Annotated in this window: 27 protein-coding genes and 2 pseudogenes; 18 read left to right on the top strand and 11 right to left on the bottom strand. The window is 73.3% G+C overall.

Going from position 1 to position 26,193, the window contains the following annotated elements; genetic code table 11:
* Nucleotides 1-33 precede the first annotated feature (33 nt).
* The gene (locus AB0G01_RS06410; protein WP_360940356.1) at nucleotides 34-480 is read left to right on the top strand and encodes a hypothetical protein; all 447 of its coding nucleotides are present in this window, start codon (nucleotides 34-36) and stop codon (nucleotides 478-480) included.
* Between the two features lie 4 nt (nucleotides 481-484).
* Here AB0G01_RS06410 and AB0G01_RS06405 read toward each other — a convergent pair whose 3' ends face one another.
* Nucleotides 485-697, bottom strand: a complete 213-nt coding sequence (locus tag AB0G01_RS06405; protein WP_360940354.1) for an acyl-CoA carboxylase subunit epsilon — start codon at nucleotides 695-697, stop codon at nucleotides 485-487.
* The gene (locus tag AB0G01_RS06400) at nucleotides 694-2,322 is read right to left on the bottom strand and encodes an acyl-CoA carboxylase subunit beta (protein ID WP_360940352.1); all 1,629 of its coding nucleotides are present in this window, start codon (nucleotides 2,320-2,322) and stop codon (nucleotides 694-696) included. Before AB0G01_RS06400 ends, AB0G01_RS06405 begins: the two co-directional genes overlap by 4 nt.
* A gap of 173 nt (nucleotides 2,323-2,495) precedes the next feature.
* Between AB0G01_RS06400 and AB0G01_RS06395 the strand changes: the two genes are divergently transcribed.
* The 7 genes and pseudogenes from AB0G01_RS06395 to AB0G01_RS06365 all read left to right on the top strand — a co-directional run.
* Nucleotides 2,496-3,278 (top strand): biotin--[acetyl-CoA-carboxylase] ligase, encoded by a 783-nt coding sequence (locus AB0G01_RS06395; RefSeq protein ID WP_360940350.1) that lies wholly within the window; start codon nucleotides 2,496-2,498, stop codon nucleotides 3,276-3,278.
* Between the two features lie 33 nt (nucleotides 3,279-3,311).
* Nucleotides 3,312-3,842, top strand: coding sequence for a PH domain-containing protein (locus AB0G01_RS06390; protein WP_360940348.1), 531 nt, complete (start codon nucleotides 3,312-3,314; stop codon nucleotides 3,840-3,842).
* A complete protein-coding gene (locus AB0G01_RS06385) occupies nucleotides 3,829-4,758 on the top strand; it encodes a hydroxymethylglutaryl-CoA lyase (RefSeq protein ID WP_360940346.1) in 930 nt (309 codons plus the stop codon). Before AB0G01_RS06390 ends, AB0G01_RS06385 begins: the two co-directional genes overlap by 14 nt.
* A 144-nt stretch (nucleotides 4,759-4,902) precedes the next feature.
* The gene (locus tag AB0G01_RS06380; RefSeq protein ID WP_360940344.1) at nucleotides 4,903-5,358 is read left to right on the top strand and encodes a YbaB/EbfC family nucleoid-associated protein; all 456 of its coding nucleotides are present in this window, start codon (nucleotides 4,903-4,905) and stop codon (nucleotides 5,356-5,358) included.
* The gene (locus AB0G01_RS06375) at nucleotides 5,355-5,663 is read left to right on the top strand and encodes a hypothetical protein (RefSeq protein ID WP_360940342.1); all 309 of its coding nucleotides are present in this window, start codon (nucleotides 5,355-5,357) and stop codon (nucleotides 5,661-5,663) included. The genes AB0G01_RS06380 and AB0G01_RS06375 overlap by 4 nt, the downstream gene beginning before the upstream one ends.
* Before the next feature lie 17 nt (nucleotides 5,664-5,680).
* Nucleotides 5,681-8,470, top strand: coding sequence for a TNT domain-containing protein (locus tag AB0G01_RS06370; protein WP_360940341.1), 2,790 nt, complete (start codon nucleotides 5,681-5,683; stop codon nucleotides 8,468-8,470).
* Nucleotides 8,467-8,715 (top strand): annotated as a pseudogene (locus AB0G01_RS06365) (hypothetical protein); the annotation flags it as partial. The gene AB0G01_RS06370 and the pseudogene AB0G01_RS06365, both read left to right, overlap by 4 nt.
* 133 nt (nucleotides 8,716-8,848) lie before the next feature.
* Here AB0G01_RS06365 and AB0G01_RS06360 read toward each other — a convergent pair.
* Both AB0G01_RS06360 and AB0G01_RS06355 read right to left on the bottom strand, forming a co-directional pair.
* Nucleotides 8,849-10,123 carry an ATP-binding protein gene (locus AB0G01_RS06360; RefSeq protein ID WP_360940339.1) on the bottom strand — a complete coding sequence of 425 codons (1,275 nt, stop codon included), beginning with the start codon at nucleotides 10,121-10,123 and terminating at the stop codon, nucleotides 8,849-8,851.
* A gap of 1 nt (nucleotide 10,124) precedes the next feature.
* The gene (locus tag AB0G01_RS06355) at nucleotides 10,125-10,790 is read right to left on the bottom strand and encodes a response regulator transcription factor (RefSeq protein WP_360941241.1); all 666 of its coding nucleotides are present in this window, start codon (nucleotides 10,788-10,790) and stop codon (nucleotides 10,125-10,127) included.
* A 38-nt stretch (nucleotides 10,791-10,828) separates the two neighbouring features.
* On the opposite strand from AB0G01_RS06355, the gene hisN reads away from it, so the two are divergent.
* A complete protein-coding gene (gene hisN / locus AB0G01_RS06350) occupies nucleotides 10,829-11,644 on the top strand; it encodes a histidinol-phosphatase (protein WP_360940337.1) in 816 nt (271 codons plus the stop codon).
* Between the two features lie 25 nt (nucleotides 11,645-11,669).
* Here hisN and AB0G01_RS06345 read toward each other — a convergent pair whose 3' ends face one another.
* Genes AB0G01_RS06345 through AB0G01_RS06335 form a run of 3 tightly spaced genes read right to left on the bottom strand, consistent with a single transcriptional unit; the run spans nucleotide 11,670 to nucleotide 15,184 of the window.
* Entirely contained in the window at nucleotides 11,670-12,212 is a 543-nt protein-coding gene (locus AB0G01_RS06345; protein ID WP_360940335.1) for a GtrA family protein, read from the bottom strand.
* Between the two features lie 36 nt (nucleotides 12,213-12,248).
* Nucleotides 12,249-12,767: a GtrA family protein gene (locus AB0G01_RS06340; RefSeq protein WP_360941238.1), complete on the bottom strand. Its 519-nt coding sequence runs from the start codon at nucleotides 12,765-12,767 to the stop codon at nucleotides 12,249-12,251.
* Between the two features lie 35 nt (nucleotides 12,768-12,802).
* Nucleotides 12,803-15,184, bottom strand: coding sequence for a sigma-70 family RNA polymerase sigma factor (locus AB0G01_RS06335; RefSeq protein ID WP_360940333.1), 2,382 nt, complete (start codon nucleotides 15,182-15,184; stop codon nucleotides 12,803-12,805).
* A 146-nt stretch (nucleotides 15,185-15,330) separates the two neighbouring features.
* Here AB0G01_RS06335 and AB0G01_RS06330 point away from each other — a divergent pair, with 146 nt between their 5' ends.
* The 8 genes from AB0G01_RS06330 to AB0G01_RS06295 all read left to right on the top strand — a co-directional run bounded on the left by AB0G01_RS06330 (nucleotide 15,331) and on the right by AB0G01_RS06295 (nucleotide 22,779).
* The gene (locus AB0G01_RS06330; RefSeq protein WP_360940331.1) at nucleotides 15,331-16,164 is read left to right on the top strand and encodes a GGDEF domain-containing protein; all 834 of its coding nucleotides are present in this window, start codon (nucleotides 15,331-15,333) and stop codon (nucleotides 16,162-16,164) included.
* A 280-nt stretch (nucleotides 16,165-16,444) separates the two neighbouring features.
* Nucleotides 16,445-16,846, top strand: coding sequence for a GntR family transcriptional regulator (locus AB0G01_RS06325; protein WP_360940329.1), 402 nt, complete (start codon nucleotides 16,445-16,447; stop codon nucleotides 16,844-16,846).
* Nucleotides 16,843-17,718 carry an ABC transporter ATP-binding protein gene (locus AB0G01_RS06320; RefSeq protein WP_360940327.1) on the top strand — a complete coding sequence of 292 codons (876 nt, stop codon included), beginning with the start codon at nucleotides 16,843-16,845 and terminating at the stop codon, nucleotides 17,716-17,718. The genes AB0G01_RS06325 and AB0G01_RS06320 overlap by 4 nt, the downstream gene beginning before the upstream one ends.
* Entirely contained in the window at nucleotides 17,715-18,722 is a 1,008-nt protein-coding gene (locus AB0G01_RS06315; RefSeq protein ID WP_360940325.1) for a hypothetical protein, read from the top strand. Before AB0G01_RS06320 ends, AB0G01_RS06315 begins: the two co-directional genes overlap by 4 nt.
* A gap of 137 nt (nucleotides 18,723-18,859) precedes the next feature.
* Nucleotides 18,860-20,047 carry a 5-(carboxyamino)imidazole ribonucleotide synthase gene (locus AB0G01_RS06310; RefSeq protein ID WP_360940323.1) on the top strand — a complete coding sequence of 396 codons (1,188 nt, stop codon included), beginning with the start codon at nucleotides 18,860-18,862 and terminating at the stop codon, nucleotides 20,045-20,047.
* 17 nt (nucleotides 20,048-20,064) lie between these two features.
* Nucleotides 20,065-20,532, top strand: a complete 468-nt coding sequence (purE, locus tag AB0G01_RS06305; RefSeq protein WP_360941235.1) for a 5-(carboxyamino)imidazole ribonucleotide mutase — start codon at nucleotides 20,065-20,067, stop codon at nucleotides 20,530-20,532.
* Nucleotides 20,533-20,624: 92 nt separating this feature from the next.
* Nucleotides 20,625-21,788 carry an acyl-CoA dehydrogenase gene (locus tag AB0G01_RS06300; RefSeq protein ID WP_360940321.1) on the top strand — a complete coding sequence of 388 codons (1,164 nt, stop codon included), beginning with the start codon at nucleotides 20,625-20,627 and terminating at the stop codon, nucleotides 21,786-21,788.
* A gap of 196 nt (nucleotides 21,789-21,984) precedes the next feature.
* On the top strand, nucleotides 21,985-22,779 hold the full coding sequence (locus AB0G01_RS06295) for an inositol monophosphatase family protein (protein ID WP_360940319.1): 795 nt from the start codon (nucleotides 21,985-21,987) through the stop codon (nucleotides 22,777-22,779).
* A 58-nt stretch (nucleotides 22,780-22,837) separates the two neighbouring features.
* Here AB0G01_RS06295 and AB0G01_RS06290 read toward each other — a convergent pair.
* Together AB0G01_RS06290 and AB0G01_RS06285 are read right to left on the bottom strand one after the other, a co-directional pair.
* Nucleotides 22,838-23,190 (bottom strand): annotated as a pseudogene (locus tag AB0G01_RS06290) (SRPBCC domain-containing protein).
* Nucleotides 23,191-23,308: 118 nt separating this feature from the next.
* On the bottom strand, nucleotides 23,309-23,647 hold the full coding sequence (locus AB0G01_RS06285) for a metalloregulator ArsR/SmtB family transcription factor (RefSeq protein WP_360940317.1): 339 nt from the start codon (nucleotides 23,645-23,647) through the stop codon (nucleotides 23,309-23,311).
* A gap of 144 nt (nucleotides 23,648-23,791) precedes the next feature.
* Here AB0G01_RS06285 and AB0G01_RS06280 point away from each other — a divergent pair, with 144 nt between their 5' ends.
* A complete protein-coding gene (locus tag AB0G01_RS06280; protein WP_360940315.1) occupies nucleotides 23,792-24,190 on the top strand; it encodes a DoxX family protein in 399 nt (132 codons plus the stop codon).
* A 58-nt stretch (nucleotides 24,191-24,248) separates the two neighbouring features.
* On the opposite strand, the gene AB0G01_RS06275 is transcribed toward AB0G01_RS06280, so the two are convergent.
* Nucleotides 24,249-24,944: a TIGR03089 family protein gene (locus tag AB0G01_RS06275; protein WP_360940313.1), complete on the bottom strand. Its 696-nt coding sequence runs from the start codon at nucleotides 24,942-24,944 to the stop codon at nucleotides 24,249-24,251.
* A gap of 43 nt (nucleotides 24,945-24,987) precedes the next feature.
* The gene (locus AB0G01_RS06270) at nucleotides 24,988-26,160 is read right to left on the bottom strand and encodes an LCP family protein (RefSeq protein WP_360940311.1); all 1,173 of its coding nucleotides are present in this window, start codon (nucleotides 26,158-26,160) and stop codon (nucleotides 24,988-24,990) included.
* Nucleotides 26,161-26,193 lie beyond the last annotated feature (33 nt).

Raw genomic sequence — 26,193 nt, 5'->3', positions numbered from 1 at the left:
GGTGATCCGGAGGTCCGCTGCGTAGAACTACCGATGCGCGCGGCGCGCCGGTTCGGCAACCTCGGAGACGTGTTGCAGCGCCGGGCTCTGGTGGTCCGCCGGACCGATCGGGCTCGTGGTCGGCGGCGGTGGTCGTGGATCGCGCCGCTCGTCCTGCTGGGCGGGGTGGCGGCGGTCGTCGTGCCCACCGACCCGGTCGGCTACGGAGTGCCCCCCTGGCCGTTCGCGACCGGGTCCGACCAGGCCGAGTACCGCATCATGGGCACCGTGGCCGAGGCCGCCAGGGCGCAGGGCGACCCGGCGCGGGTGCCCTCGGCGGTGGCCGGGGACGGCGTCGAGGTGCTCGACACCCGCCTGCACCCGCCGGGCGGCGGCATCTGGCTGCGGGTGCGCCTGCACGTGCCGGACGGCACCCGCTGCCGCGAGGTCATGGTGCTCGGCGACGGCGTCCAGGTGAACAGCCGCCGCGTGGACTGCTGACCGCTCAGCGCGGAAGGCCGGACGCCCGCCACGCGCCCGGACCGTGCGCCAGGGGCGCGCGGACCAGCCGGGACCGGTCGGACCACGCCGAACGACGGGCCGGAACGTCGGCCGTGCCGCCGGTGGTGGCCAGGCCCGCCACCACCGCCGTCAGCGCGGCCAGTTCCGCGTCGTCCGGGTTGCCGCGCACGACGTGCAGGTAGGGGCGCTCGGTCACAGCGGAATGTTCCCGTGCTTCTTGGGCGGCAGCACCTCGCGCTTGTCGCGGAGCATCGACAGCGCCCGCGCGACGTACGACCGCGTGTAAGAGGGTGGGATGACCGCGTCCACGTAACCGCGTTCGGCGGCCACGTAAGGGTTGCAGAGGGTGTCCTCGTACTCCTGCTGCAACCGCGCGCGCAGCGCGTCGACGTCCTGGCCCTCGGTCACGGCGTTGGCCAACGTCTTGCGGTGCACGATGTTCGCCGCGCCCTGCGCGCCCATGACGGCGATCTGGGCGGTGGGCCACGCGAGGTTGACGTCCGCGCCGAGGTGCTTGGACCCCATCACGTCGTACGCGCCGCCGTAGGCCTTGCGGGTGATCACGGTGACCAGCGGGACGGTGGCCTCGGCGTAGGCGTAGATCAGCTTCGCGCCGCGCCGGATGATGCCGTTCCACTCCTGGTCGGTGCCCGGCAGGAAACCCGGCACGTCCACGAACGTCAGCACCGGGACGTTGAACGCGTCGCAGGTCCGCACGAACCGCGCGGCCTTCTCCGAGGCGTCGATGTCCAGGCAGCCCGCGAACTGGGTGGGCTGGTTGGCCACGATGCCCACCGGGTGGCCGCCGACCCGGCCGAAGCCGATCAGGATGTTCGGCGCGAACAGCGGCTGGACCTCCAGGAACTCGCCGTCGTCCAGCACGCGGGTGAGCACCTCGTGCATGTCGTACGGCTGGTTCGCGGAGTCCGGGACCAGGGTGTCGAGCTCGCGGTCCGCGTCGGTGACCGAGTCCTCGACCGAGCCGGTGACCAGGTCGGCGGCGTCGAACACCGGGGCGTCGGACATGTTGTTGGCGGGCAGGTAGGACAGCAGGTCCTTGACGTAGGAGACGGCGTCCTCCTCGTCACCCGCCAGGTAGTGCGCGTTGCCAGACTTGGTGTTGTGCGTGCGCGCGCCGCCGAGCTCCTCGAAGCCCACGTCCTCGCCGGTGACGGTCTTGATCACGTCCGGGCCGGTGATGAACATGTGCGAGGTCCGGTCGACCATCACCACGAAGTCGGTCAGCGCCGGCGAGTACACGTGCCCGCCCGCGGTCGCGCCCATGATCAGCGAGATCTGCGGGACGACGCCGGACGCGGCCACGTTGCGGCGGAAGATCTCGCCGTACAGGCCGAGCGAGACGACGCCCTCCTGGATGCGCGCGCCGCCGCCCTCGTTGATCCCGACGATCGGCCGGCCGGTCTTGATCGCCAGGTCCATGACCTTGACGATCTTCTCGCCGTACACCTCGCCGAGCGAGCCGCCGAAGACCGTGACGTCCTGGCTGAACACGCACACCGGGCGGCCGTCGACGGTGCCGTAGCCGGTCACCACGCCGTCGCCGTACGGGCGGTTGCCCTCCTGGCCGAAGTTGGTCGAGCGGTGCCGGGCCAGCGCGTCCAGCTCCACGAACGAGCCCGGGTCGAGCAGCAGGTCGATCCGCTCGCGCGCGGTCTTCTTGCCCTTGGCGTGCTGCTTCTCCACCATCCGCGCGGACCCGGCGTGCACCGCCTCGTCGTCGCGGCGGTGCAGGTCGGCCAGCTTGCCGGCCGTGGTGCGGAGGTCGGGCTCCTCACCGGTGGGGGCGGTCGCACTGCTCATGACCGGGCAGCTTAGCCGGCGGCGCGGAGCCGGGTGACCCGCGAGTAGCCCACCTCACCCCGGGGGTTGACCTCCACCGCGCTGGAGGGTGCAGGCTGGTCGGCGTGCGGCCCGCCCCACCTCCACACCGCTCCGACGAAGCGCGTGGGGCGGGTCGCTCCTACGCTCCCGGGGTGAGCACGCCACTGGACGCCGCAGACCTCCGCACCCGCCTCGTCGGCCCCTACGCGGCCCTCGACGTGGTCGGCTCGACCGGCTCGACCAACGCCGACCTGCGCGCCGCGACGCGGGACCGGACCGTCCTGATCGCCGAGGAGCAGACCGCCGGCCAGGGGCGGCGCGGGCGCGGCTGGTCGTCGCCGGGCGGCGGGCTCTACGCCAGCGTCCTGTTCACGCCGGCGGGCGTGCCGGCGAACCGGCTGCCGTGGCTGACCCTGCTCGCCGGGATCGCGCTGGTGCGCACGGCCGCGTCGGTCGGCGTCGAGGCGAACCTGAAGTGGCCCAACGACCTGCTGGTCGGGGACCGGAAGGCGGCCGGCGTGCTGGCCGAGATCACCACCGGCCACGCGGTCGTCGTCGGCACCGGCCTGAACGTCGCCGCGCTGCCGCCCGACGTCGAACCGGGTGCCGGCGGACTCGTCCCGACCAGCCTGGAGGAGCACGCGGGCGGCCCGGTCGACCGCGCCGAGGTGGCGGTCACCCTGCTCACCGAGCTGGACGGGCTGGAGCGGCGCTGGCGGGACGCTGGCGGCGACCCGGTCGACACCGGTCTGCTGGCGGAGTACCGGGCGCACTGCGGCACGCTCGGCCGTCCCGTCCGGGTCGAGCTGCCCGGCGGGCACCTGGTCGGCACGGCCCGCTCCGTCGAGGCGGACGGCACGTTGGTGCTGCGCGACGAATCCGGCGCGGACCACACCGTTTCCGCCGGGGACGTGGTGCACCTCCGGGTACGGTGAGGCCCGGCACCCGCGCCTGGCGAAAGGACCGTCGTGGCCTACCCGGACGACCTGCTCAGCCCCGGCGAGCACGTCGTGATCCACCAGCACCCGCACTGGAAGGCGCTGCTCACGCCGGTGCTGGTGTTCCTCGTCGTGGCCGGCGGTGCGCCCGCGCTGGCGGCGCTCGCGGCCGACCTGTCCTGGGCGTCCACCGCCTGGGTGGTCCTCGCCGTCGTGTCGGCGGTCCTGGTCGCGTGGCTGGTGCTGACCCCCGTGGTCCGCTGGCGCACCACGCACTTCGTCATCACCGGCGATCGCGTGATGTACCGGGAGGGCGTGCTCAAGCGCACCGGCCTGGACATCCCGCTGACCCGGATCAACAGCGTGCGCTTCGAGCACGGCGTGGTCGACCGGGTGCTGGGCTGCGGCACGCTGATCATCGAGTCGGCGTCCGACGAGCCGCTGGAGTTCGACGACATCCCCGGCGTGGAGAAGGTGCACTCCCTGCTCTACCGGGAGATCAACGACAACCCGGACGACGACTTCCAGCCGGAGAGCAGGGTCAGCGATGGGCGCGCGTGACGTCGGACTGCCGGACCGGGTCGTCGGCGAGGGGCTGCCGGACCGCGTCACCATCTGGGAGGTCGGTCCCCGCGACGGCCTCCAGAACGAGGACTCGACCGTCCCGGTCGCGGTGAAGCTGGAGTTCCTGGACCGGCTCGCGGACGCCGGCGGCACGGTCCTGGAGGCGACCAGCTTCGTGCACCCGAAGTGGGTGCCGCAGCTCGCCGACGCGGAGGAGCTGCTGGCGGGGCTGAGCCGGCGGCCCGGCGTCGAGTACCCGGTGCTGGTGCCCAACGAGCGCGGCCTGGACCGGGCGTTGAAGGCGGGCGTCTCGCACATCGCGATCTTCGCCAGCGCCACCGAGACGTTCGCGAACAGGAACCTGAACTCGACGCTCGACGCGCAGTTCGGCATGTTCGACCCGGTGGTGGCGCGCGCGAAGGCCGAGGGGCTGGCGGTGCGCGGCTACGTGTCGATGTGCTTCGGCGACCCGTGGCAGGGCGCGGTCCCGCGCGACCAGGTCGTCGGGGTCGGCAAGAGGCTGCTGGACATGGGGTGCGACCAGCTCTCGCTGGGCGACACCGTCGGCGTGGCCACGCCCGGCCAGGTGACCGGCCTGATCAAGGGGTTCGACCGGGTCGACCAGTTGGCCGTGCACTTCCACGACACCTACGGGCAGGCGCTGGCCAACACCTACGCCGCGCTGCTGGCCGGGGTGCGGACGGTCGACTCGTCGGCGGGCGGCCTGGGCGGCTGCCCGTACGCCGAATCCGCCACCGGCAACCTCGCCACCGAGGACCTGGTGTGGATGCTCGACGGGCTCGGCGTCGAGCACGGCGTCGATCTGGACAAGCTGTGCGACACCAGCGCGTGGATGGCCGCCGAGCTGGGCCGCCCGAGCCCGTCCCGGGTGGTGCGGGCCCTGCGGGGGTGACGCCGTCGTGCGCCGGTCGGCGCAGCCGCGCGGGTGCGTTCGGTGAAACCGGCCGGGAACGGGCGGGAACCGGGTTCCCGGCCGCCGCGTCCAACGCGCGACCGACGACCATGCCCGGCGGCGGTGGAGACCGGAGGTGGCCGTGTGACGACCGATCACCGCGCCCAGGTTGACGAGCTGCTGGCCGACTACCGCCGCAGCCGGGACCAGCTCGCGTCCGTGCAGCGGGAACTGGCCGGCGTCACCGCGACGGCGACGAGCCCGGACGGCGCGGTCACCGCGACCGTCGGCGCACGGGGCTCGCTCACCGGCCTGGAACTCGCCGACGCCGCCTACCGGTTGCGGCCGGGGCAGCTCGCCCAGGTGATCCTGCGGACCGCGCGGGAGGCGGCGACCGAGGCCGCCGAGCGCACCTACCGGGTGCTGGGCCCGGTGCTGCCCGCCGGCACCGACCCCGAAGCCCTCGTGCGCGGCACGGCCGACCTGCGGCCGGACGAGATCGCGCCGCCGCCGCAGCGCCGCCGCGCCGTCGACGACGACGACGAGGACTTCGAACAACGCGACTGGCTGAACGTCGAGACCTCCGGGGGACCGAGATGAGCGGGTTCGACACCGATCTCGCCAAGATCGACGCCGGCGCGGCCGACTTCGGCACGTTCGCCGAGCGGGCCGGGAGGATCTTCGGCGACCTGGGCGGCGCGCTCGACGCGCTCGGCGCGTGCTGGGGCGACGACGCCATCGGCCAGAGCTTCGCCTCCTCGCACGTCCGGCCGGCCGCCGACGCGCTGACCGGGCTCGGTGACCTCGGCGCGGGCTTCGACGGCGTCGGCAACCGGTTCACCGAGACCGCCCGCACCTACCGCGCCGCCGAAGACGGCAACAGCGCCGCGTTCCGCGCGGTCTGACACAGGGGGCCACCGACATGGGGATCGAGCTGCCGGCGGAACTCGCCGAGGTCGCCGCCAGAGCCGGCGTCACCTGGCCGAAGGCCGACGAGGACGCGTTGCGCTCGTCCGCCGTCGCGTGGCGCGAGGCTGGCGCGAAGCTGGGCACGCTGGCCGGCGAGTCGGACGGCGCGGCCGGCAAGGCGCTGTCCGCGATGACCGGCGAGGCCGGCGACGCGGCCCGCCGCCACTGGAACACGTTCACCGCACCGGACGGCCGCTTGAACGCCGCCGTGCGCGGCTGCACCACCGCCGCCGACCGGCTCGACCACGCCGCCCAGCAGGTGGGCGCGGCGAAGGTCGAGCTGGTGCGCGAGCTGGTGAAGCTCGCGAAGAACACCGACGCCGCCAACCAGGCCGCGTCCGCCGGCAACCCGGACGCCCTGCTCGGGCTGGACACGGCGTTGCAGGGCGCGGTGGCCAACGTCAGCCACCTGACGAACACGCTGACCAACGCGATCCGCCTCGACACGGGCGTGCAGATCGGCGGCCCGCTGCCGGTCGACACCAACCCCGGCGTGCACGCGCCCGCCGGCGCACCCCCCAACGTGGGCGGTCTGCTCGGTGACGTGGGCGGTCTGCTCGGCGGTGGCCAGGACGGCGGAACCCCGGCCGGCGAGGGTGATCAGGGCGCAGGACAAGGCGATCCGGGGCAAGGCGATTCAGGGCAGGGCGGTCAGGGCGGCGGCCTGCTGGGCACCGTGCTCGGCGGCGGCCAGTCGGAGGGCGGCCAGTCGGAGGGCGGCCAGTCGGAGGGTGGTCTGGTCGGCGGTCTGGTGGACGCGGTCGTGCAGCCCGTCGCGGGGATCGTCGACCCGGTGGTCGGCGTGGTCGACGACGTGGTGGGCGGCGCGGTGGACACCGTGACCGACACGGTGACCGACACCGTGGACCGGACCGCCGACACCGTCACCGACACGGTGGACCGCGCGGTCCACGGCGGCCTGGACAACCTTCCCGGGCGCGGACCTGACGGCGGTCACGGCCACGGCGTCGCGCCGGGGAACGGTCCGGCCGGCGGGCCCGGTCCGGATCGCGGGCCCGGCCCGGTGGGCCAGGTGACGGCCCCGCTGACCGGTGGGAATCCGATCGGCGGGAACCTGCCCGGCGGAATCCTGCCCGGCGGGAACGTTCACGGTGGAATCCTGCCCGGTGGCGCTCCGATGGGCCTAGGGCCGGTCGTGGACCCGGTCGTGCGCGCGGCGGACACGGTGACCTCGTCGTCGGCGGCGGTTTTGGAACGCCCGGTGCTGCCGGTCGATGCGCACGCGCCGGCCCCGCAGCCGGCGGCTCCGGCCGCGAACACCCCGCAGGCCCCCGGTTTCGGCGGTCCGGGCGGTGTGTCCTCCGGTCCGGTGGGCGGTGCGGCCGGTGGTGCGGTGGCAGGTGCTCCGACGGCTGCCGGCCCGGTGGGTGCCGCCCAGTCCTCGACGACCCACTCCCCGGCGGCCCAGTCGCAAGCGGCCCAGTCGCATACGGCTCAGTCGCCGGCGAGTCAGCAGGGCCAGGCCGCAGGCCAGTCGCAGCAGTCCGGCAACCAGCGCGCGGACCAGCGCGGCCCGGTGCCGACCAAGGACGGCGGCCACCTGCCCGGCCAGGCGGGATCGGGCCAGGCGGGATCGGGCCAGACGGGATCGGGCCAGACGGGATCGGGTCAATCCGGCCAGGGAAACCAGGCGGGGCAGGCGAAGGACGCCGGCCAGCCCACCCAGACCAAGGACGCCGTCGCCGCGAAGGACATCGCCACCAAGGACATCGCCGCGAAGGACGCGGCGCAGGCCGCGAAGGACGCGGCGGCCAAGTCGCGCGACGACGCGGCGATGGGCTTCGCGGTGCTGCCGCTGTCGACCGGTGGGCGTGACACCGTCGTCCGGGGCGGCCAGGGCTTCCCACCCGGAACGGTGCCCGGCCAGGGCTTCCCCGATCCCGGCACGGTCACCGGCGGGCGCGGCTTCCCGCCCGGCACCGGGTTCGGCTCGATGTCCGGCACGCTGGGTTCCGGCGTGCTCGGTTCTGGGCTGCTCGGTTCTGGGCTGCTGGGCTCTGGGCTGCTCGGTTCCGGCCAGGGCTCGGCGATCGTGCCCACCGAGGTGGTCGCGACGCAGCGGGCCGGGCAGGGTGCGCAGCCCTCCGACGAGTCGGTCGCGCTGTTCTTCCTGCACATGTTCCCGGGCGGCGCGCTGCCGCCCGCGCGCTCCGCGCCCGCCCGGCAACTGCCCGCGCCGCCCGAGGAGCAGGATTTCGCGCCCGGCCTCAGGTTCGAGCCGCAGGGCCACCCGGACGGCCACCTGGTCGACGCGTCCGCACGGCACCGGCCGCGCGTGGTGCACGGACCGGGTGGCGTGCCGGACGTCGCGCTGACCGGCGGCTACGACCCGCAGGCCGGGATGCACGAACGCGACTGGGACCGGCGCTTCCTGGTCCGCCTCGACCCGCCCGAGTACGCGTGGCCGCCCGCCGAGCTGTTCCCCGAGGGCGGGTACGAGGCCGGGCAGCCCGGCATGCTCGCCGCCGGGGTCGAGCTGGACCGGTTCGGCGGCCCCGAGGGGCGGGTGCTGGCCGAGGCGGGCACGTCGTTCACGAGCCGCTCGCTGCCGCCCGCCGCGCTGGACGCCGGGTACCACCGGTACCGCGTCGCGCGCGACCTTCCCGTGTGGTTCACGCTGTCCGCCGAGTGGTTCGGCCAGGAGGGCGGCGGTGTCCGGTACCGGACGACGTACCCGGTGGCCGAACTGGTCGCGCTGGGCTACCTGGAGGAGGTCCGATGAACGCCGAGGCGATCCAGGGTTGGCTGCTGGCCGTCGGGGTGCCCGCCGAGGTCGTGTCGGTCGGCGCGGAGGCGGACAACGCCTGGTGCCTGGTCGCCGACCACGAGGGTTTCGAGGTGTTCTGGCGCGAGCAGGGCAACCGCTACGACTGGGCCCGGTTCACCAGCGAGGACGTGGCCTGCCACTACCTGTTCGGCCGCCTGGTGTGGGCGCAGGTCGTGCGCGGCGCGGTGGGTCTCCTGCCGCAACCCGCACCGCCCGACCAATCCGCACCGCCCGTTCAACCCACGCCACCCGTTCAACCCACGCCGCCCGCCCGACCCACGCCGACCGTGCCCGACCAGGCCGCCGCGCCTGCGGCACCCGCGTCGAGCGGGGTCACCGAGGCGTGAGGTCGGAGCGCCAGGTCACGCCCACGACGTCGTCGGCCTTGGGCACCGGCAGGTAGACGGCGAACGTCGCGGGCCGGGCGGTGGACAGCTCCAGCCGCCCGCCGTCCGCGTCCACCAGCGCCCGCGCCAGCGCCAGGCCGACCCCGGTCGACCCGCCGCCGGACACCCCGCGCTCGAAGATGTGCCCGGCCAGCTCGTCGGGCACGCCCGCGCCGCCGTCCGCCACCTCGACCACGACCGTCCCCTCGTCGCTGCGCGCGGACACCACGACCTGGCCCTCACCGTGCCGCAGGGCGTTGTCCAGCAACACCCCGATGGCCTCGCGCAGCCGCGCGGGCGTGGCCCGCGCCAGCAGGCCCTCGGGCACCCGGACCCGGAGCGCCCGCCCGACCCCGCGCAGCGGTTCCCGCCACTCCTCGGCGATCGCGGACAGCTCGGCCCCCAGGTCCAACGGCTCCGCGCCGACCGCGCGGGCCGCCCGCGCCGCCGCCAGCAGCTCGTTGAGCACGCCGGCCAGCCGCTCGGCCTGCTCCAGCGCCGCCCGCGCCTCGGCCGCCGTCTCCGGGTCCGGGTGCTCGGCCAACGCCTCCAACCGCAGTTGCAGCGCGGTCAACCGGCTGCGGAGCTGGTGCGACACGTCGCCGACCAGCTCGCGCTCGCGCTGCACCAGCAACGCCAGCGCGCCCGCCGACCGGTCCAGCGCCTCCGCGACCAGGTCCAGCTCGGGCACGCCGTGCCGCCGGTCGTCGCGCCGGAAGTCGCCCGCGCCGAGCCGGGCCGCGCGCACCGCCACGTGCCGCAGCGGCTTGGCCAGCTTGCGCGCCGTCACCGTCGCCACCACGGTCCCGGTGCCCACCGACAGCACCACCAGCAGCACCACGAACGCCGCCACCTGGTACTGCGACGTCCGCATCGGCCCGGACGACACCTCCAGCCGCACGGTGCCCTGCTGCGCGATCGGCACCTCGACGGCCAGCGCGTCCTCGCCCGGTGACAGGCCGAACTCCTGCCGCCCGCTGCCGGAGGTGACGATCAGGTGCCCGCCGGTCGGCACGCCGACCTCCAGCGGGGCCAGGTCGATCGGCTGCCCGGCCGCGATCTGGTCGTCCACGGACGCGGCGATCCGCTGCGCGCGGGCCTGGAGGTCGGTGTGCGCACCGTCGTCCACCAGCCGCAGCGCGGCGTACCCGAGCGGGATGCCGAGGGCGAACCCGGTGACCGCGACGGCCAGCAGGATCGCGCGGAGGATTCGGCTGCGCACGTCAGTCGGCCGTGTTGAACCGGAAGCCGACGCCGCGCACGGTGGCGATGCGCCGTTCCACGGATCGCACGTCGCCGAGCTTCCGGCGCAGCCACGACATGTGCATGTCCAGCGTCTTGCTGCTCTTGAGCTCCGGGTCGTTCCACACCTCGGAGAGGATCTCGTCCCGGTGCACCACCTGCCCGGCGCGCTGGATGAGCACCCGGAGCAGCTCGAACTCCTTGTTGGCGAGCTGCACCTCCTGACCGTCCACGGTGACCCGGCGCGCCGCGAGGTCCATCCGCACGCCGTTGACCTCCAGCGTGCCGGGCGCGCGGCGGCGCAGCAGGGCCCGGATGCGGGCCATCAGCTCGGCCAGCCGGAACGGCTTGGCCACGTAGTCGTCCGCGCCCGCGTCCAGCCCCACCACGAAGTCCACCTCGTCGGACCGGGCGGTGAGCATCAGCACCGGGATGCCCCGCCCGCCCGCGCGCAGCCGGCGGCACACCTCCAGGCCGTCCATCCCGGGCAGCCCCAGGTCGAGCACCAGCAGGTCGATCCCCCCGTGCGCGGTCGCCTCCAGCGCTCCCGGGCCGTCGCCGACCACGTGCACCTGGTACCCCTCCCGCTGCAACGCGCGGGAGAGGGGTTCCGCGATAGCCGGATCGTCCTCGGCCAACAAGACCACGCTCACGGCACACAGCGTAGGCGTGGCACGATCCCCGCGTGTCCACCGATCTGACGCTGGCCCTGCGTCTCGCCGACGCCGCCGACGCCATCACCACGTCCCGCTTCCGCGCCCGGGACCTCGTGGTGCGGCGCAAGCCCGACCGCACCCCCGTGACCGACGCCGACGTGGCCGTCGAGGACGCGATCCGGGAGGTGCTCGCGGACACCGGCGACCAGGTCGCGGGCGAGGAGCGCGGCGGCGAGGTCGGCGCGGGCCGGACGTGGGTCGTGGACCCGATCGACGGCACCAAGAACTTCCTGCGCGGCGTGCCGGTGTGGGCCACCCTGATCGCCCTCGTGGTGGACGGGACCCCGCAGGTCGGCGTGGTCAGCGCGCCCGCGCTGGGCCGCCGCTGGTGGGCCGCCGCCGGGCGGGGCGCGTTCACCCTGGACGCGGCGGGGGAGCGCCGGATCGGCGTGTCGGGGGTGGCGGACCTGTCGGACGCCTACCTGTCGACCACGCACCTCGGGTCGTGGGTGGAGCACCACTCGCGCGAGGCGTACCTGCGGCTGGTCGACGCGTGCTGGGAGAACCGGGCGTTCGGCGACTTCTGGCAGCACTGCCTGGTGGCCGAGGGCGCGATCGACATCGCCGCCGAGGCGATCGTGAACCCGTGGGACGTCGCGCCGTTCCAGGTGCTGGTGCGCGAGGCGGGCGGGCGGTTCAGCGACCTGTCCGGGGTGGACCGGTTCGACGGCGGGAGCGCGCTGTCGACCAACGGCCTGCTGCACGACGCCGCGCTGTCCCTGCTCGGTGGACGCGGCTCCGGCCACGCCGACCCGGCGGGCAACGGCACCGACGACCCGGCCTGAGCCGGTCCGCCCGACCTCGGCCCGGTCAGGAGGGGCCGGGGTCCTCGTCGGCGGAGTCGTAGGAGCGCTTGGCGCGCGGGCGGGCGTCGGCCTCCGGGAACACCCACTTCTTGTAGCCGTACCAGCGGAACACCATCGCGATCAGCGTGCCGACGATCTGCGCGCTCACGAAGTCGGCGACCTCCTCGCCGAGCCGGCTCACGTGCGGCTCCTGGAGGTGCAGCAGGTACCGCGACACCCACAGCGGCATCGAGTTCAGGGCGATGCCCAGGCCGTTGATCAGGAAGAACAGCGCCGCCTCGTGGTGCCGCTCCCGCCCGCCCCGGGTCCGGAACGACCACTCGCGGTTGAGCACGTACGACACGATCGTGGCCACCAGCGTCGCCACGACCTTCGCCGTGACCGGCTTCTCGACCAGCACGGTCGTCTTCAGCACCAGGAAGATGACGGTGTCGATCACGAAGCACGTGCCGCCGACGACCGCGAACTTGAGCAGCTCTCTGTGCTTGAGCGCGAGCGAACGCAGCGGCTCGGGCAGGCGTCGGACGACGTTCTCGACTACGGACACCCGGCCGAGTGTACGGAGGGGGAGCGGAAACGCTGCTCAGGCCACGTCGCGCTGGTCGTCGGAGACCACCCGGAGCGGGCGCACGTCCGGTCGCGCGTCGGCCTGCGGGAAGACGAACCTGCGCATCGCCCAGTACTTGAACGCGGTCGCCAGCACCATGCCGATGACCGACCCGCTCACGAAGTCGGCCAGTTCGCTGTGCAGGTCCAGGAAGTGCCGCGACACGGTCAGCGGCACCAGGGTCACGCCGATGCCGACCCCGCTGACCACGAAGAACCACGCGGCCTCGTGGTGCCGCTCCCGCCCGCCCCTGGTGTGGAAGGACCACTCGCGGCTGAGCACGTAGGACGAGATCACCGCCACCAGCACGGCGATGGCCTTCGCGGTGACCACCTTGTCCTGGAGGACCGTCAGCTTCAGCGCGTACCAGATGCCGTTGTCGATCAGGAACGTCGTGCCGCCGACGAGGGCGAACCTGATCAGCTCCCGGTGCTTGTTGAGCAGGAACCGCACGGGTTCGGGGAAGCGGGTGAAGATCCTGCGCACGAGTGGCAGCACCCGGGCAGCCTACCGACGGCGGCCGGGGTCGATCACCGAGGGGGCCGGCAGAACCCCGGCGGCAGCAGGTCTTCCAGACCGGGCGGCCACCACGGCGGTGCCGGTCGGCAGGACGGTTCCGCACGCGGCGGCGGCGGGGTCTCGGCCGGCGGCGTGGTGACCGGTGGTGGTGGCGTGGTGACCGGCGGTGCCGGTGTGCCGGCCGGCGGCGCGGTCGGCTCGGACGTCGGCCGTTCCTCCGGCGGGGTGGTCCCGGCGGGCGGGTCCACGTCCGGCGTGGTCGTGGTCGGCGGGGTGGTGCCCGATGGGGTCGTGCCCGATGGGGTGGTGCCCGGTGTGGTGGTCGTGGTGGTCGGCGGCACGGTGGTGGGCTCGTCGGGGTCGCCCCCCGGCGGCTCGGGCACCTGGTCGTCGTGGCCGGGGTGCTGCCGCACCGGCACGGTGAGCGACTTCGACGCCGAGCCGAGGGTGGCCGTGACGGTCACGTCCCCGCCCCGGTGGGGCAGGCTGAACGCCCACGCGGACAGCCGGAACGACTCGCCCCGGCCCAACGGCCGCTCGCACGTGATCCGGTGCCGGCCGCGTTCGCAGTCCGACCGCAGCCCCACCAGGACGATGTCGTGGTCGGCCTCGACCACCAGCCGGAGCGTGCCGGCGCGGCCACCGGTGTTGGTGGCCTTGACGTCGATCCGGGACTCGAAGAACCCGTGGTGCCACTGGTTCGCCTGGAGGTCCAGGTCGTCGGGGAGGGGCCGGATGTCGACGTCCACCTGGACGCCCACCGAGATCGTGGTGCCGGCGGAGACCAGGCCGGTGATCGTGCCGCCCACCGCGCTGTCGCCGGCGCGCAGCCGGAACAGGAACGTCGCGGAGCCCCCGGGCGCGATGCCCTGGGTGGTGACGCAGGTGAGCTCGCCCTCGCCGGCCGGGCACGGCACCGTCTGGTCGGCCGCGCCGTCGAGCCGCAGCAGCCGGCCGCCGACCAGCGACCCGGTCGGGCCCACCGACCGCACGTCGGGCGGCAGCACCAGCGACGCGCTGGCGGGTTGCGAGGCGGTGCCGCCGGTGTTGCGCACGGTGATCGGCAGGTCGGTCGGGCTTTCGCCGGGTGTGAGCGCGAACCCGCTGGGCACCGTCGGCACCAGGGTCGGTGGTGTCGGTTCGGGTTCGGGTTCCGGTTCGGGCTGCGGCTGCGGCTGCGGTTCGGGTTCCGGCTGGGGCTCGGGTTGCGGTTCGGGTTCCGGCTGCGGTTCCGGCGCGGGCTCCGACGTCGGCTCCGACGTCGGGTCGGCCGTCGGCACCGGCGGCGGGTCCTCGGCGGCCGGCGGGTCCGGGCTCTGCACCGGTGGCGGGGCCGGCTGGGTGGCCTGCGGCGGGGAGGTCTGCGGCTGGGTGGTTTTCGGCTCGGTCGTCTGCGCCTGGGTGGTCGACGTCTGCGCGGCGGGCACCTGCTGCTCACCCTCCGACGCGAGCCCGACCGCCACGGCGATGGCCAGCGCCGCCGCCGAGGCCACCACGCCGAACAACTGCCGGGGCGCGGACGTGACCGCGCCGGCCGTGCCACCCGCGCCGGCCGTCGCCGCCGCGACGACGGTCGCGGCCTTGGCGGTGGTGGCGGTCGCGGCCAGGTAGCCGGCCGCGCCCAGCCCGAGCACGAGGGGGGCGACGAACGCGCGCAGCGCGCCGTTGACGTCGGCGAGCTCGGCGGCCAGCCCCCGGCAGTCGGCGCACTCGTCCAGGTGCGCCTCGACCTGCGTGGTCTCCCGCTTGGACAGACCGCCTCGGGTCCACGCGCCCAGCCGGTCCACGGTGGCGCGGCAGCGCTCGGCCTGGCTCTCCGCCAGGTGCACCTGCAAATAGGCCTGTTTGAGGCCCTCGCGGGCCCGGTAGGCGAGGGCGGACACGCCGTTGGCGGTCAGCCCGAGCAGCGGGGCGACCTCGGCGGGGGACTGGCCCTCGATCTCGGTGTGCCACAGGACGGTCTGCCAGCGCTCGGGGAGCCGGGCGAACGCCTTCGCGGCCATCGACCGCTCCAGGCCGGCCACGGCGGTGTCCCGGAACGGCACGGAGGTGGCCTCCGCGCCCGCGACGGCGGTGACGTCGTCGGCGAGGTCGACCTTCTTGTCCCGGCGGGTCTTGTCGTAGGCGGTGTGCCGCAGCGCGGTGAGCAGGTAGGCGCGGAAGGCCGAGTCCGGGCCGCGTCCGGCGCGGAGCGTGTCGAGGACCTTCGCGAACGCGTCCGACACGAGGTCGTCGGCTTCGGCGGAAGACCGGGCGAGCTGCCGGGCCAGGTTGTAGGCCGCGCCCACGTGGCGCTCGTAGAGCTGCCCGTAGGCATCGATCGCCCCACCGCGCACGGAGTCGATGAGCTCCGCATCGCTCGGTCCCCGAACGTCGGCAGGAACGGTCGCCACGTGTAATCCCTCCCTCGCGCGCTCAGTGTGACCTACCGGATAGCGCACCGTCACCCGGAACCCCCCGACCGGGGAGGCGGACTGCCGTCATGGATCAGCCCCCGCGACGTCCCGTATTCGAATCCCCAGGTCGAGGAGGCATCCGGGTGGGTGTGCGGGAAGCAGCCGCCGGCGAGGTCGGCGAGCCGACGACGACGCGCCGGGCCGGCGCGGACGAGGCACGGGCGCTGAGGTGGAGGTGGCGGACGGCGTCCCTGGCGGCCGGGTGGTCCTACCCGGCCGACTGGCCGTTGGACGAGGTCGACCAGGTCTGCGCGGCCGTGGTCGGCACGGCCGACCCGGGCCCCGCGCTGCACCGGCTGGGCGGCGCGCGGGCCGAGGGCGGTGCGAGTCTCGCGGAGACCCTGGTCGACCTGGCCGCGTTGCACGCGGTCGTCGAGGGCTCGGCGGATTCCGCCGGCATCGTGTCGCCGAACGTCGACGCCGTCCCGTCCCCGATGCTCCGCGCGACCGCGCTGGGCTGGGGTGACGTGCTGAGCCGGCAGGCGGCGAGCACTTCGGTGGACAACCCGCTGACCGGCCTGGCGACCGGCGCGTACCTGCGGGCGAGGCTCCGCGAGGTGTACGCCGAGGCGCGCACCGCCGGCCGCCAGGACTACCTGCTGGTGCTGGTGGCGCTGGACCTGGACCGCACGTCCGGGTGGTCGCGCGTGGTGGCGATGACGCTGCTGGCGGACGCGTTGCGCGAGGTGTTCGACGCGGGCCAGACGATCGCGTCCATCGGGCCGTCGCTGGCCGCGGTGCTGGTGAAGAAGGACGAACGACTGCACCGGACGGTCGGGAACCTCCGGTTGTTGACGGCCGACCGGCTGGCCGTGGACCCCCACGTGGCTCCGACGGGACCGGCCGAGGTTTGGGTGGAGGAGCTGCCGGCCACTTATGAACAGGCCGCCGAACTGGTAACCGGGTCAGGGCGCTGATCCCCCTGTCCAGCGTCCCCCGGCGCTGCCCACCTTGAGGCCCGCGACGTATCCCCTCACGTCGCGGGCCTCGTCTCGTCAGCGGTAAATCGCTGCGGGGTCAGCGGCGCGGCGAGGACGTGGCACCGCCTCCTCGCGCGCCGCGAACGCCCCGGACGGGCACCTCCACGACCACTCAGTCGGGCACCTCCGCGATCACCCGGTCGACCACGCTTGACAGCCTTTGGCGTGTTCTGCTCTTCTAGTGTCTTAGTTGAGTAGAACAATCTGGAGGCGGTAGGTGGAGTTCCGCATCGACCGGTCCAGCGGCCTCCCGGCGTACTTGCAGCTCGTCCGCCAGGTGCGGGAGGCGCTGAGGCTCGGGTGGGTGGGGCCGGGTGACCGGCTGCCGACCGTCCGCGACGTGGTGGCGAGCAGCGGTGTCAACGCGAACACCGTGCTCAAGGCGTACCGCGAGCTGGAGATGTCCGGCCTGGTCGAAGCACGCCAGGGCTCGGGCACGTTCGTGAAGGCCGGCCTGGGCTCGACCGACCCGGGGGTGATGGACGCGCTGCGCGCGGGCCTCGCCGCCTGGGTGCGCGAGGCCCGCGCGGCCGGGTTGGAAGAAGAGGACATCGACGCGCTGGTGCGGTCCGTGCTGGCCGCCGGCGAGACCGAGGGGGAAGAGGTGGCGGTCCGATGACCTCTACCGTGGCGGAGTCCGCCGACCGGACCGCACTGGCGGTCCGGGCCGAGTCGCTGGGCAAGCGCTACCGCGCCAAGTGGGCGTTGCGCGGGTGCTCGTTCGAGCTGCCGGCGGGCCGGGTGGCCGCGCTGGTCGGCGCGAACGGCGCGGGCAAGTCGACGTTGATGAGCGTGCTCGCGGGCCTGCTCGGTGCCGACGAGGGGTCGGTGCGCACGGCGGGCCGGGTGTCGCTCGTGTCGCAGGACAAGCCCGTCTACCGGCACTTCACCGCCGCCGAGATGCTGGGCCTGGGCGCGCACCTCAACGTGGTGTGGGACCAGGCCCGCGCGACGGACTGGCTGGAGCGGTTCGAGATCCCGCTGGACCGGGCGTGCGGCAAGCTCTCCGGCGGCCAGCAGGCGCAGGTGGCGTTCGCGCTGGCCCTCGGGGCCCGGCCGACCGTGCTGCTGCTGGACGAGCCGCTGGCCAACCTCGACCCGCTGGCCCGCCGCGAGGTGACCACCGAGCTGCTCGCCGAGGTCGAGCGGACCGGCATGACGGTCCTGCTGTCCACCCACGTGGTGGCCGAACTCAGCGGCGTCGCGGACTACCTGCTGCTGCTCGCGCACGGCCGGCTGCTGGCCGGCGGCGACGTGGACGACCTGCTCGCCCGGCACGCGACGTTCGTCGGCCCGGCCTCGGAGGCACCGCCCGTGCCCGGCGTGGTCGTGCAGGCCCGGCACCACGGCGCGCAGTCGACGTTCCTGGTCGAGCTGCCCGGGGGACAGCCCCGGCCGGTGGTCGCGGAGCCGTGGGTGCGGCGGCCGGTGGGGTTGGAGGAGTACGTGCTCGCGCAGCTCGCGGTGACCAGGAAGGAAGTCGGCGCATGACCGCCACCACGTCCACCCCGGTTCGGTCCCGGACGAAGGTCGGCTGGGGCGACCTCGCGTGGCTGACCTGGCGGCAGCACCGGCTGCTGATCGTCATCGGCGTCGGCCTGGCCGCGCTGGGTTCGCTGACCGCCGTCGCCGTGGCCTGGGCCGTCGGTTCCCCCGGCAACTCCGCGGCCGAGTTCCTGACCGCGCACCTCCAGCCCCGCGTCGCGGGCCAGTTGCTCACGATGTTCCCGATGGCGTTCGGCGCGCTCGTCGCGGTGTTCTGGGCGGCACCGCTGCTGGCGAGCGAGTACGAGCAGAAGACGCACTTCGTCGCCTGGGGCCAGGACCTCTCGCCGGCCCGCTGGCTGCTCGGCAAGGTGGTGCTGCTCGGGGTGTCGGCGATCGGTCTGACGGCCGTGTCCGGCGCGGCGGTGCAGCACCTGCTGACGGCGGTGAACACCCACGTCGGCACCCGGGGCACGGTCACCGGGCACCTGCCGTTCCCGCCGTTCCTGCTGGACTCCTACGAGAGCGACCCGCTGGTGCAGGTCGGGTTCGCGGCGTTCGGGTTCGCGCTGGGCCTGGTGGTGAGCGCCCTCACCCGGCGGACGGTCGTCTCGATGGGCATCGCGCTCGGGCTCTTCCTCCTGGTCCGCCTGCTGGTCGCGGTGGTGTGGCGACCGCGCTTCTGGACACCGGAGCGCCTGGTCACGCCGATCGACGATCAAGGTCGCGCGGAGTTCGACGTGCTGTACGCGAAGATGGACGACAGCATGCCGGTCGGCAGCGGGTACCTGGACGGCAGCGGCAACGAGGTGGAGCTCTCGCGCTCCTGCTACGAGACCGACTTCAACCAGTGCCTCCGGGAGAGCGGGGTGGTCTCGTTCTTCGCCGACCACCACCCGATCGACCGCCTGGTGCCGTTCCAGCTCTTCGAGTTCGCGGTCTTCGCGGTGCTCGCGGCCGGGTTGCTGGCCCTGGCCTTCCGCCTGGTCCGCCGGTCGCACCGGCTCTGACCCGGTCCGTCGCACCGCGAACGGCCCCGCTGGGGGAGGTCCCGCGCGTTCGGGGGGTGCGCGGGACCTCCTCGTCGCGGCACCCGTTCGACGGGGTGGTCGGCGGCCTCCGTTTGCCCAGGTAGAATCCGCTTCCCGTGGACTCCCGAACTCGTCTCCCGATCGTCGGCATGATCGGCGGCGGGCAGCTCGCCCGCATGACCCACCAGGCCGCCATCCCGCTGGGCCAGTCGCTGCGGGTGCTCGCCGAATCGGACTCCGACCCCGCCGCGCTGGTCGCGCGGGACGTCGAGTACGGCAAGCACACCGACCTCGACGCCCTGCGGGCGTTCGCCAAGTCGTGCGACGTGCTCACGTTCGACCACGAGCACGTGCCGCAGGAGCACCTGAAGGCGCTGGTCGCGGACGGGGTGAAGGTGCAGCCCGGTCCGGAGGCGCTGGAGCACGCCCAGGACAAGCTGGTCATGCGGGTCCGGCTGGCCGGGCTGGGGCTGCCGGTGCCACCGTTCAGCGAGGTGCTGGACACGGCGGACGTGCTGGAGTTCGGCGCGGCGCACGGGTGGCCGTGCGTGCTGAAGGCGGTGCGCGGCGGGTACGACGGGCGCGGCGTCTGGATGCTGAACACCCCGCAGAGCGCGCAGCGCGTGGTGCCCGAGCTGCTCGCCGCCGGGACCCCGCTGATGGTCGAGCAGTGCGTGCCGATGCACCGCGAGCTGGCCGCGCTGGTGGCGCGCTCGCCGTTCGGGCAGGGCGCGGCGTGGCCCGTGGTGCAGACCGTGCAGAAGGAGGGGATCTGCGTCGAGGTGCTCGCCCCCGCCCCCGACACCTCCGGCGAAGAGGCCCAGGAGCTGGCGCTGAGGATCGCCGCCGAGCTCGACGTGGTCGGCCTGCTGGCCGTGGAGCTGTTCGAGACCGCCGACGGCCTCGTGGTCAACGAGCTGGCCATGCGCCCGCACAACTCCGGCCACTGGACCATCGAGGGCGCGCGCACCTCCCAGTTCGAACAGCACCTGCGGGCCGTGCTGGACTACCCGCTCGGTGCGACCGACCTGGTCGCGCCCGCCGTCGTGATGGCGAACGTCCTCGGCGCGGCGGCACCGCCCGACATGGGCCCCGACGAGCGGCTGCACCACCTGTTCGCCCGGTTCCCCGACGCGCACGTGCACCTGTACGGCAAGGCGGAGCGACCGGGACGCAAGATCGGCCACGTGACGCTGCTCGGGGAGCGGCTGGACGAGGTGCGGGAGCGGGCGCGGCTCGCGGCGCACTGGCTGTCCGACGGCGTGTGGCTGGACGGGTACGACATCCACGGAGGACAGCAGTGACGTCAGTCGGCGTGATCATGGGCAGCGATTCGGACTGGCCGGTGATGAAGGCCGCCACCGAGGCGCTGGCCGAGTTCGACGTGTCGTTCGAGGTCAGCGTGGTGTCCGCGCACCGGACGCCCCAGCGGATGCTCGACTACGCCGCGTCGGCCGCCGGGCGCGGCCTGCGGGTGATCATCGCCGGCGCGGGCGGCGCGGCCCACCTGCCCGGCATGGTCGCGTCGGCGACCGTCCTGCCGGTGATCGGCGTGCCGGTGCCGCTGAAGTACCTGGACGGCATGGACTCGCTGCTGTCGATCGTGCAGATGCCCGCCGGCGTGCCGGTGGCGACCGTGTCGGTCGGCGGCGCGCGCAACGCGGGCCTGCTCGCGGTGCGCGTGCTGGCGGCGGCCGACCCGGCGCTGCGGGAGCGGATGGCGGCGTTCCAGGAGTCGCTGGAGCGGCTGGTGCTGGAGAAGGACGCGGCGCTGCGGGCGTCGCTGTAGCCGGTTCGGGCCCTGTTGCCCACGGCACAGGGCTTCCGCCGGTGAACGCGCGCTAACATCTCGGTAGAAGACCTACCGGGAGGTAACTTAACGTGGACCCGAGTTTCGGTACCTACCAGCTCGCCGAGGAGCACGAGGCGCTGCGCGAGGCCGTCCGGGCGCTCGCCGACAAGGAGGTCGCGCCGCACGCGGCCGAGGTCGACGAACAGGAGCGCTTCCCGGTCGAAGCGCTCAAAGCCCTGGTCAAATCCGGTTTCGCGGCCGTGCACGTGCCCGAGGAGTACGACGGCCAGGGTGCCGACTCGGTCGCCACCTGCATCGTGATCGAAGAGGTCGCGCGCGTCTGCGCGTCCTCGTCGCTGATCCCGGCCGTGAACAAGCTGGGCACCATGCCGATCCTGCTGGCCGCGTCGGACGAGCTGAAGCGGCAGGTGCTGCCCTCCATCGCGGCCGGCGAGGCGATGGCGTCCTACGCGCTGTCCGAGCGCGAGGCGGGCTCCGACACGGCGTCGATGCGCACGCGCGCGCGGCTCGACGGCGACCACTGGGTGCTCAACGGCACGAAGTCCTGGATCACCAACGCGGGCGAGTCGACCTGGTACACCGTGATGGCCGTGTCCGACCCGGACGCGCCGAAGAAGTCGCAGGGCATCTCGGCGTTCGTGGTGCACAAGGACGACCCGGGCTTCGTGGTGGGCTCGAAGGAGCGCAAGCTCGGCATCAAGGGCTCCCCGACGCGGGAGATCCACTTCGAGAACTGCACGATCCCGGCGGACCGCATCATCGGCGAGCCGGGCTCCGGCCTCAAGACGGCCCTGCGCACCCTGGACCACACGCGCCCGACCATCGGCGCGCAGGCGGTGGGCATCGCCCAGGGAGCCCTGGAAGCCGCGATCGCCTACGTCAAGGACCGCAAGCAGTTCGGCAAGGCGGTCGCCGAGTTCCAGGGCGTGCAGTTCATGCTGGCCGACATGGCGATGAAGGTCGAGGCGGCCCGCCACATGGTCTACGTGGCGGCGGCGAAGGCGGAACGCGGCGAGCCGAACATCGGCTTCATCACGGCGGCGGCCAAGTGCTACGCGTCGGACGTCGCGATGGAGGTGACGACCGACGCCGTCCAGCTCTTCGGCGGTGCCGGCTACACCCGCGACTTCCCGGTCGAGCGCATGATGCGCGACGCGAAGATCACCCAGATCTACGAGGGCACGAACCAGATCCAGCGCGTCGTGATGTCGCGAGCCCTGCTCAAGGGCTAGACCGACGATCTTCACCCCGGCGTGGAGGCGGCTGATTCCCTGATCATGCCGCCTCCACGCCGTGATCTTGAGAAGTCCGTCACCGGACATCCGCAACGATTGCTTCTCATGCGGATAGCCGACCAGCGGCGCACCATCTCCACACCTTCGGCCAGGTGCTCGACTCGACGTGGGACCGAGCGAAGGAGATCGCCTGATGCGGCACCTCGACCAGTTGGCCGAGATCGCGCAGAAAGCTGTCCGCATCGGCAACGACCTGATCAAGCACACCCGTCCGCAGGCGGTCACGGAGAAGTCCGACCGGGACACCTGCACCGATGTGGATATCAGGATCGAGCACGAGGTGCGCGCGTATCTGGCTGAGGCGACGCCCGAGATCGGGTTTGTCGGAGAAGAGGAGGGCCGTAGCGACCGGGCTGCGGAAAGTGAGTGCGTCTGGGCGCTCGACCCGATCGACGGTACCGCCAACTTCGTGCACGGAGTACCACTGTCCGCTGTTTCCCTCGCTCTTCTGCGCGGAGATCGGGCGTTGGTCGCGGCAATCTCGCTGCCGCTGTCCGACCTGCACTATTCGGCTGTTCGTGGTGGCGGCGCGTTTGTCAATGGGAAGTCGATTCGAGCAAGCCCGACGGTCGATCTCGCCAAGGCGATGATCGCCGTCGGCGACTACGCGCTTGGCCCTCGGGCGGCTGTGGAGAACAGGCTGCGTATTGCCGTCACCGCTGCGCTCGCGGCCGATGTGGAGCGCGTCCGCATGTTCGGATCGGCTGCTCACGATCTGGTGTGGGTGGCGGAAGGCCGAATCGACGGGGCGGTAGTCCTGTCCAATCAGACGCTCGATGTCGCCGCCGGAGTCCTCATCGCTCGTGAGGCCGGGGCAATCGTGCTCGACAGCACCGGGCACGATCACTCGTCGGCGTCGGCGCACACGATCGCCGCAGCGCCGCACTTGGTCGAAGCGCTCCTGGGGCTGGTCCAGTCCGCCTTCTGAGTCCTTGGTGTGAATCCCCGGAAGGTGTCGTCGTCCGGGGTCCCGCCCTGCTCAAGGGTCAGGGGGCGAGTTCGGCCAGGTAGCCGACCAAGCGGTCGTAGCTGGTGTCCGCGCCGGTCGACATCCCCGTCGCCGTCGCCCGGTCACGGGCCTCCTTCGACGGGAACCTCATCGTCTGCACCACGGTCGTCCACCGGCCCTCGTCGACGAAACTCGTCGTGTTCACGATCTCCGGCCACCCGTCGCCCCACTCCTCGGTCTGCACGAACTCCGAGTGCGGCGTCACCGACAGGTACGTCCCCCTCATCGACATCTCGGTGCCGTCGGCCCGTCGCCACGTCCGGTGCCACGCCCTCCCGACCTCAGGTCGGCCTCGCACACCGGCATGGTCCACCCCTCCGGGCCGAGCATCCAGTGCACCACGTGCTCCGGCGACGTGAACGCCTCGAACACCAGTCGCCGGGGCGCGTCGAAGCGGCGGGTGACCGCCACCTCCAGGTCCGACGGGGTGCTCCACGCGGTTGCCGGGTCAGCGGTCATCTTCCTGCTCCTTCATCCGTTCCAGGTACCCGTCCAGGCGGCGGTGGCTGTCGTCCCAGAACCGGCGGAAGCCGTCGGTCCACTCGGCCACTTCGCGCAGCGGAGCCGCGTCGAGCGCGCGGGGACGCCACTGGGCGTCCCGGCCGCGCGTGACGAGCCCCGCCCGTTCCAGCACCCGCAGGTGCTTGGACACGGCCGGGCCGCTCATCGCGAACGGCGCGGACAGCTCCTTCACGGTGGCCGCCCCCTCGGCCAGGCGGGCCAGGATGGCGCGCCTGGTGGGATCGGCCAGCGCGGCGAAAGTGGTGCTCAGCGGGTCGTCTGCCATCTTCACCTAACCTACCGGTTATCTAACCATCTAGTTATCTACGCGCCTGTCGACATGCTGTCAACCCCTCGGCGTGGCCGAAGAAGTTGTTGAAGATTCATATACCGTCGCGGCGGAACCCCATCCGCAGACGAAGGGACAGGCATGGTTCGGGACGTGGCGGCACTCATCGGTCGGATCGGCGTCGGCGTGGTGTTCATCGCGCACGGCTGGCAGAAGCTCACCGAGTGGGGGCTCGACGGCACCGCCGCGGCCTTCGAGGGCATGGGCGTCCCGCTCCCGACGCTGTCCGCCTGGTTCGCGGCCCTCGTCGAACTCGGCGGCGGCGCGCTGCTCATAGCGGGCGCGGCGCTGCCCGTCGTGGGCGTCCTGCTGGCGATCGACATGGCCGGCGCGCTGCTGATCGTGCACCTGCCCAACGGCCTGCTCGGGCAGGGCGGCTACGAACTGGTGCTCGCGCTCGGCGTCGCCGCGCTCGCCCTGGGCTTCAACGGGGGCTCGCTCACCGTGGACCGGCTCATCCGGCGCAGGCAGCCGGCCTGACCCGCGCGGCGGCGGGCGGGCGGGCGGTGGACCGCCCGCCCCCCGCTCGCGGGGAGCTCTAGCCGACCAGGTCCAGGGTCGTGTGCTCGCTGACCCGCCGCGCGGGCAGCAGGTCCGCCTTCGCGTTGCTGCACTGCACGAGCGACCCGCCACCGGCCAGCACGGCCAGGAAGCCGTTCAGCAGCCCGTCCGGCTGCGCCCACTCCAGGGTCGAGAGCACGCGCGTGTCCGGGCCGATCCCCAACGTGGTCGCGCGCTGCCGCGCCTCGGCCACCACTTCGTCCACAGTGGACCTGCCGAGCGCGGGCGTGGCACCGGGGACCGGGCCCCACGGCGTGAACTCGTCGCCGTAGACCCGCACCTCGTCCACGTAGTCGAGCTCGGCCCCGCAGCCCAACCCCATGGGGTGCAGCGAAACCGTCGCCACGGCGTCCGCGCCGACCGCCGCGCCGCCCGGTGGCACGAACGCCACCTTCGCGCCGGCCGGGTCCTCGGTCACCACCGCGCCGCACCACCACGCGCCGAGCAGCACGCCCGCGGTCTGCCAGTGCGCGGGCAGCAGCACGGCCACCGGGTCGCCCGCCGCCACGTCCATCTCGTCGCGCAGCCAGTTGGCCGTCTTCGCCGCCCAGTTCCCGATGGTCGCCCGCGAGAGCTCGACCCGCGTGCCCGCCGCGTCGTCGTAGTGCGTGATCAGCGGACGGCCGGGACCCGCCGCGAACAGCGGAGTCAGCAGGGTTTCCGTGACGGTCATGCCGCCAACCCTGCCATCCGGGCGCGAACCGCCCCAGCCCGGGTCAGTCGACGCAGGGCGGGCCCTGGGCGAGCTCGCGGCGCGGTCCGTCCAAGGTCACCGGCTTGCCGCCGGCGAACTTCCGCACGGTCGTCGTGGCGGCCGTCGTGGCGGGGGTCGGCGCGGGGGTCTTCGCGCCCAGCACCTGCGCCACGAACGCCCGGACCTGGTCCCGGTCCACGGTCACGATGCTCTGCCCGCGCTCGTTGCGCGCGCCGACGCCGGTCACCGGGATGGTGGTGAACTCGACGTTCCCGCCCGCCAGGCCCTGCGCCTGGCCGGCCAGCGTGGCGAGGTCCAGCTCCTCGTCCACCACCACGGACTTGGACATCGCGTCCAGCAGCCCGGTGAGCTTGCCCGGGTCGGTCAACGTCCCCGCCGACAGGAGCTGCGACACCGCCGACTTCAGGAACACCTGCTGGCGGGTGATCCGCCCGAGGTCGCCGTTGGGGATGTTCTTGCGCTGCCGGACGAACGCCAGCGCGTCGCCGCCGGCGATGGTCTGCACCCCGGCCCGGAAGTCCGCGCCCGAGTCGGGGTCGCTGGTGGCGTTGTTCAGGCACACCTCGACCCCGCCGATCACCTGCGTCAGCAGGTAGAACCCGTAGAGGTTGACCTCGGCGTAGTGGTCCACCCGGACGCCGGTCAGGTCCTGCACGACCTGCACCAGGGCGCGCCGCCCGGCCTGGTCGCCGAGCTTGGACCGCTCCTCCAGGTCGTGCCCGCCCTCGGCGGCGAGCCGCTCCATGGTGAAGAACTTGGTCACCCCGTACGCGGAGTTGATCTTCTCCTCGCCGTGGTCCGGGATCGGCACGTACGTGTCGCGCGGGATGGACACCGCGTGCGCCTTGCCGCCGTGGCGCGGCACCCGGACGACGATGATGGTGTCCGTGTTGACCGTGTCGGTCGCCTCGGTGCGCAGCTCGCGGAGCACCCGGTCGGGCAGCAGGCGGCCCTGCGCGTCGGTCCGGCTGTCGCTGCCCACCAGCAGGATGTCCAGCGCGCCGTCGTCGGCGGGCGGGGCGTTGGGGATGTCCGACAGCGCGTTCAGCACGTCTGTCGTGTTCACGCTCTCCTGCACCCGCTTGAGCGTCGCCCAGCTATATCCCGCCACGACGAGCACGGCCGCGGACAGCAACGCGAGCAGCGTGCGTCCGGTCATCACCGCGGCCTTCACGGGCGGTCCTCCTAAGTCTGCGCGAACGGTCTC

Origin of the sequence: Actinosynnema sp. NPDC023587, from assembly GCF_040640215.1 — a bacterium.
Lineage (GTDB): Bacteria > Actinomycetota > Actinomycetes > Mycobacteriales > Pseudonocardiaceae > Actinosynnema.
Note: the sequence above shows the minus strand (reverse complement) of the source record. Positions and strands in the feature narration are given on the sequence as shown.

Coding starts and splice junctions, on each gene's coding strand:
- AB0G01_RS06320 (WP_360940327.1), top strand. CDS start 16,843: ATGACCTCTACCGTGGCGGAGTCCGCCGACCGGACCGCACTGGCGGTC.
- AB0G01_RS06295 (WP_360940319.1), top strand. CDS start 21,985: ATGCGGCACCTCGACCAGTTGGCCGAGATCGCGCAGAAAGCTGTCCGC.
- AB0G01_RS06410 (WP_360940356.1), top strand. CDS start 34: ATGCGCGCGGCGCGCCGGTTCGGCAACCTCGGAGACGTGTTGCAGCGC.
- AB0G01_RS06385 (WP_360940346.1), top strand. CDS start 3,829: ATGGGCGCGCGTGACGTCGGACTGCCGGACCGGGTCGTCGGCGAGGGG.
- AB0G01_RS06375 (WP_360940342.1), top strand. CDS start 5,355: ATGAGCGGGTTCGACACCGATCTCGCCAAGATCGACGCCGGCGCGGCC.
- AB0G01_RS06280 (WP_360940315.1), top strand. CDS start 23,792: ATGGTTCGGGACGTGGCGGCACTCATCGGTCGGATCGGCGTCGGCGTG.
- AB0G01_RS06275 (WP_360940313.1), bottom strand. CDS start 24,944: ATGACCGTCACGGAAACCCTGCTGACTCCGCTGTTCGCGGCGGGTCCC.
- AB0G01_RS06315 (WP_360940325.1), top strand. CDS start 17,715: ATGACCGCCACCACGTCCACCCCGGTTCGGTCCCGGACGAAGGTCGGC.
- purE (WP_360941235.1), top strand. CDS start 20,065: ATGGGCAGCGATTCGGACTGGCCGGTGATGAAGGCCGCCACCGAGGCG.
- AB0G01_RS06285 (WP_360940317.1), bottom strand. CDS start 23,647: ATGGCAGACGACCCGCTGAGCACCACTTTCGCCGCGCTGGCCGATCCC.
- AB0G01_RS06370 (WP_360940341.1), top strand. CDS start 5,681: ATGGGGATCGAGCTGCCGGCGGAACTCGCCGAGGTCGCCGCCAGAGCC.
- AB0G01_RS06400 (WP_360940352.1), bottom strand. CDS start 2,322: ATGAGCAGTGCGACCGCCCCCACCGGTGAGGAGCCCGACCTCCGCACC.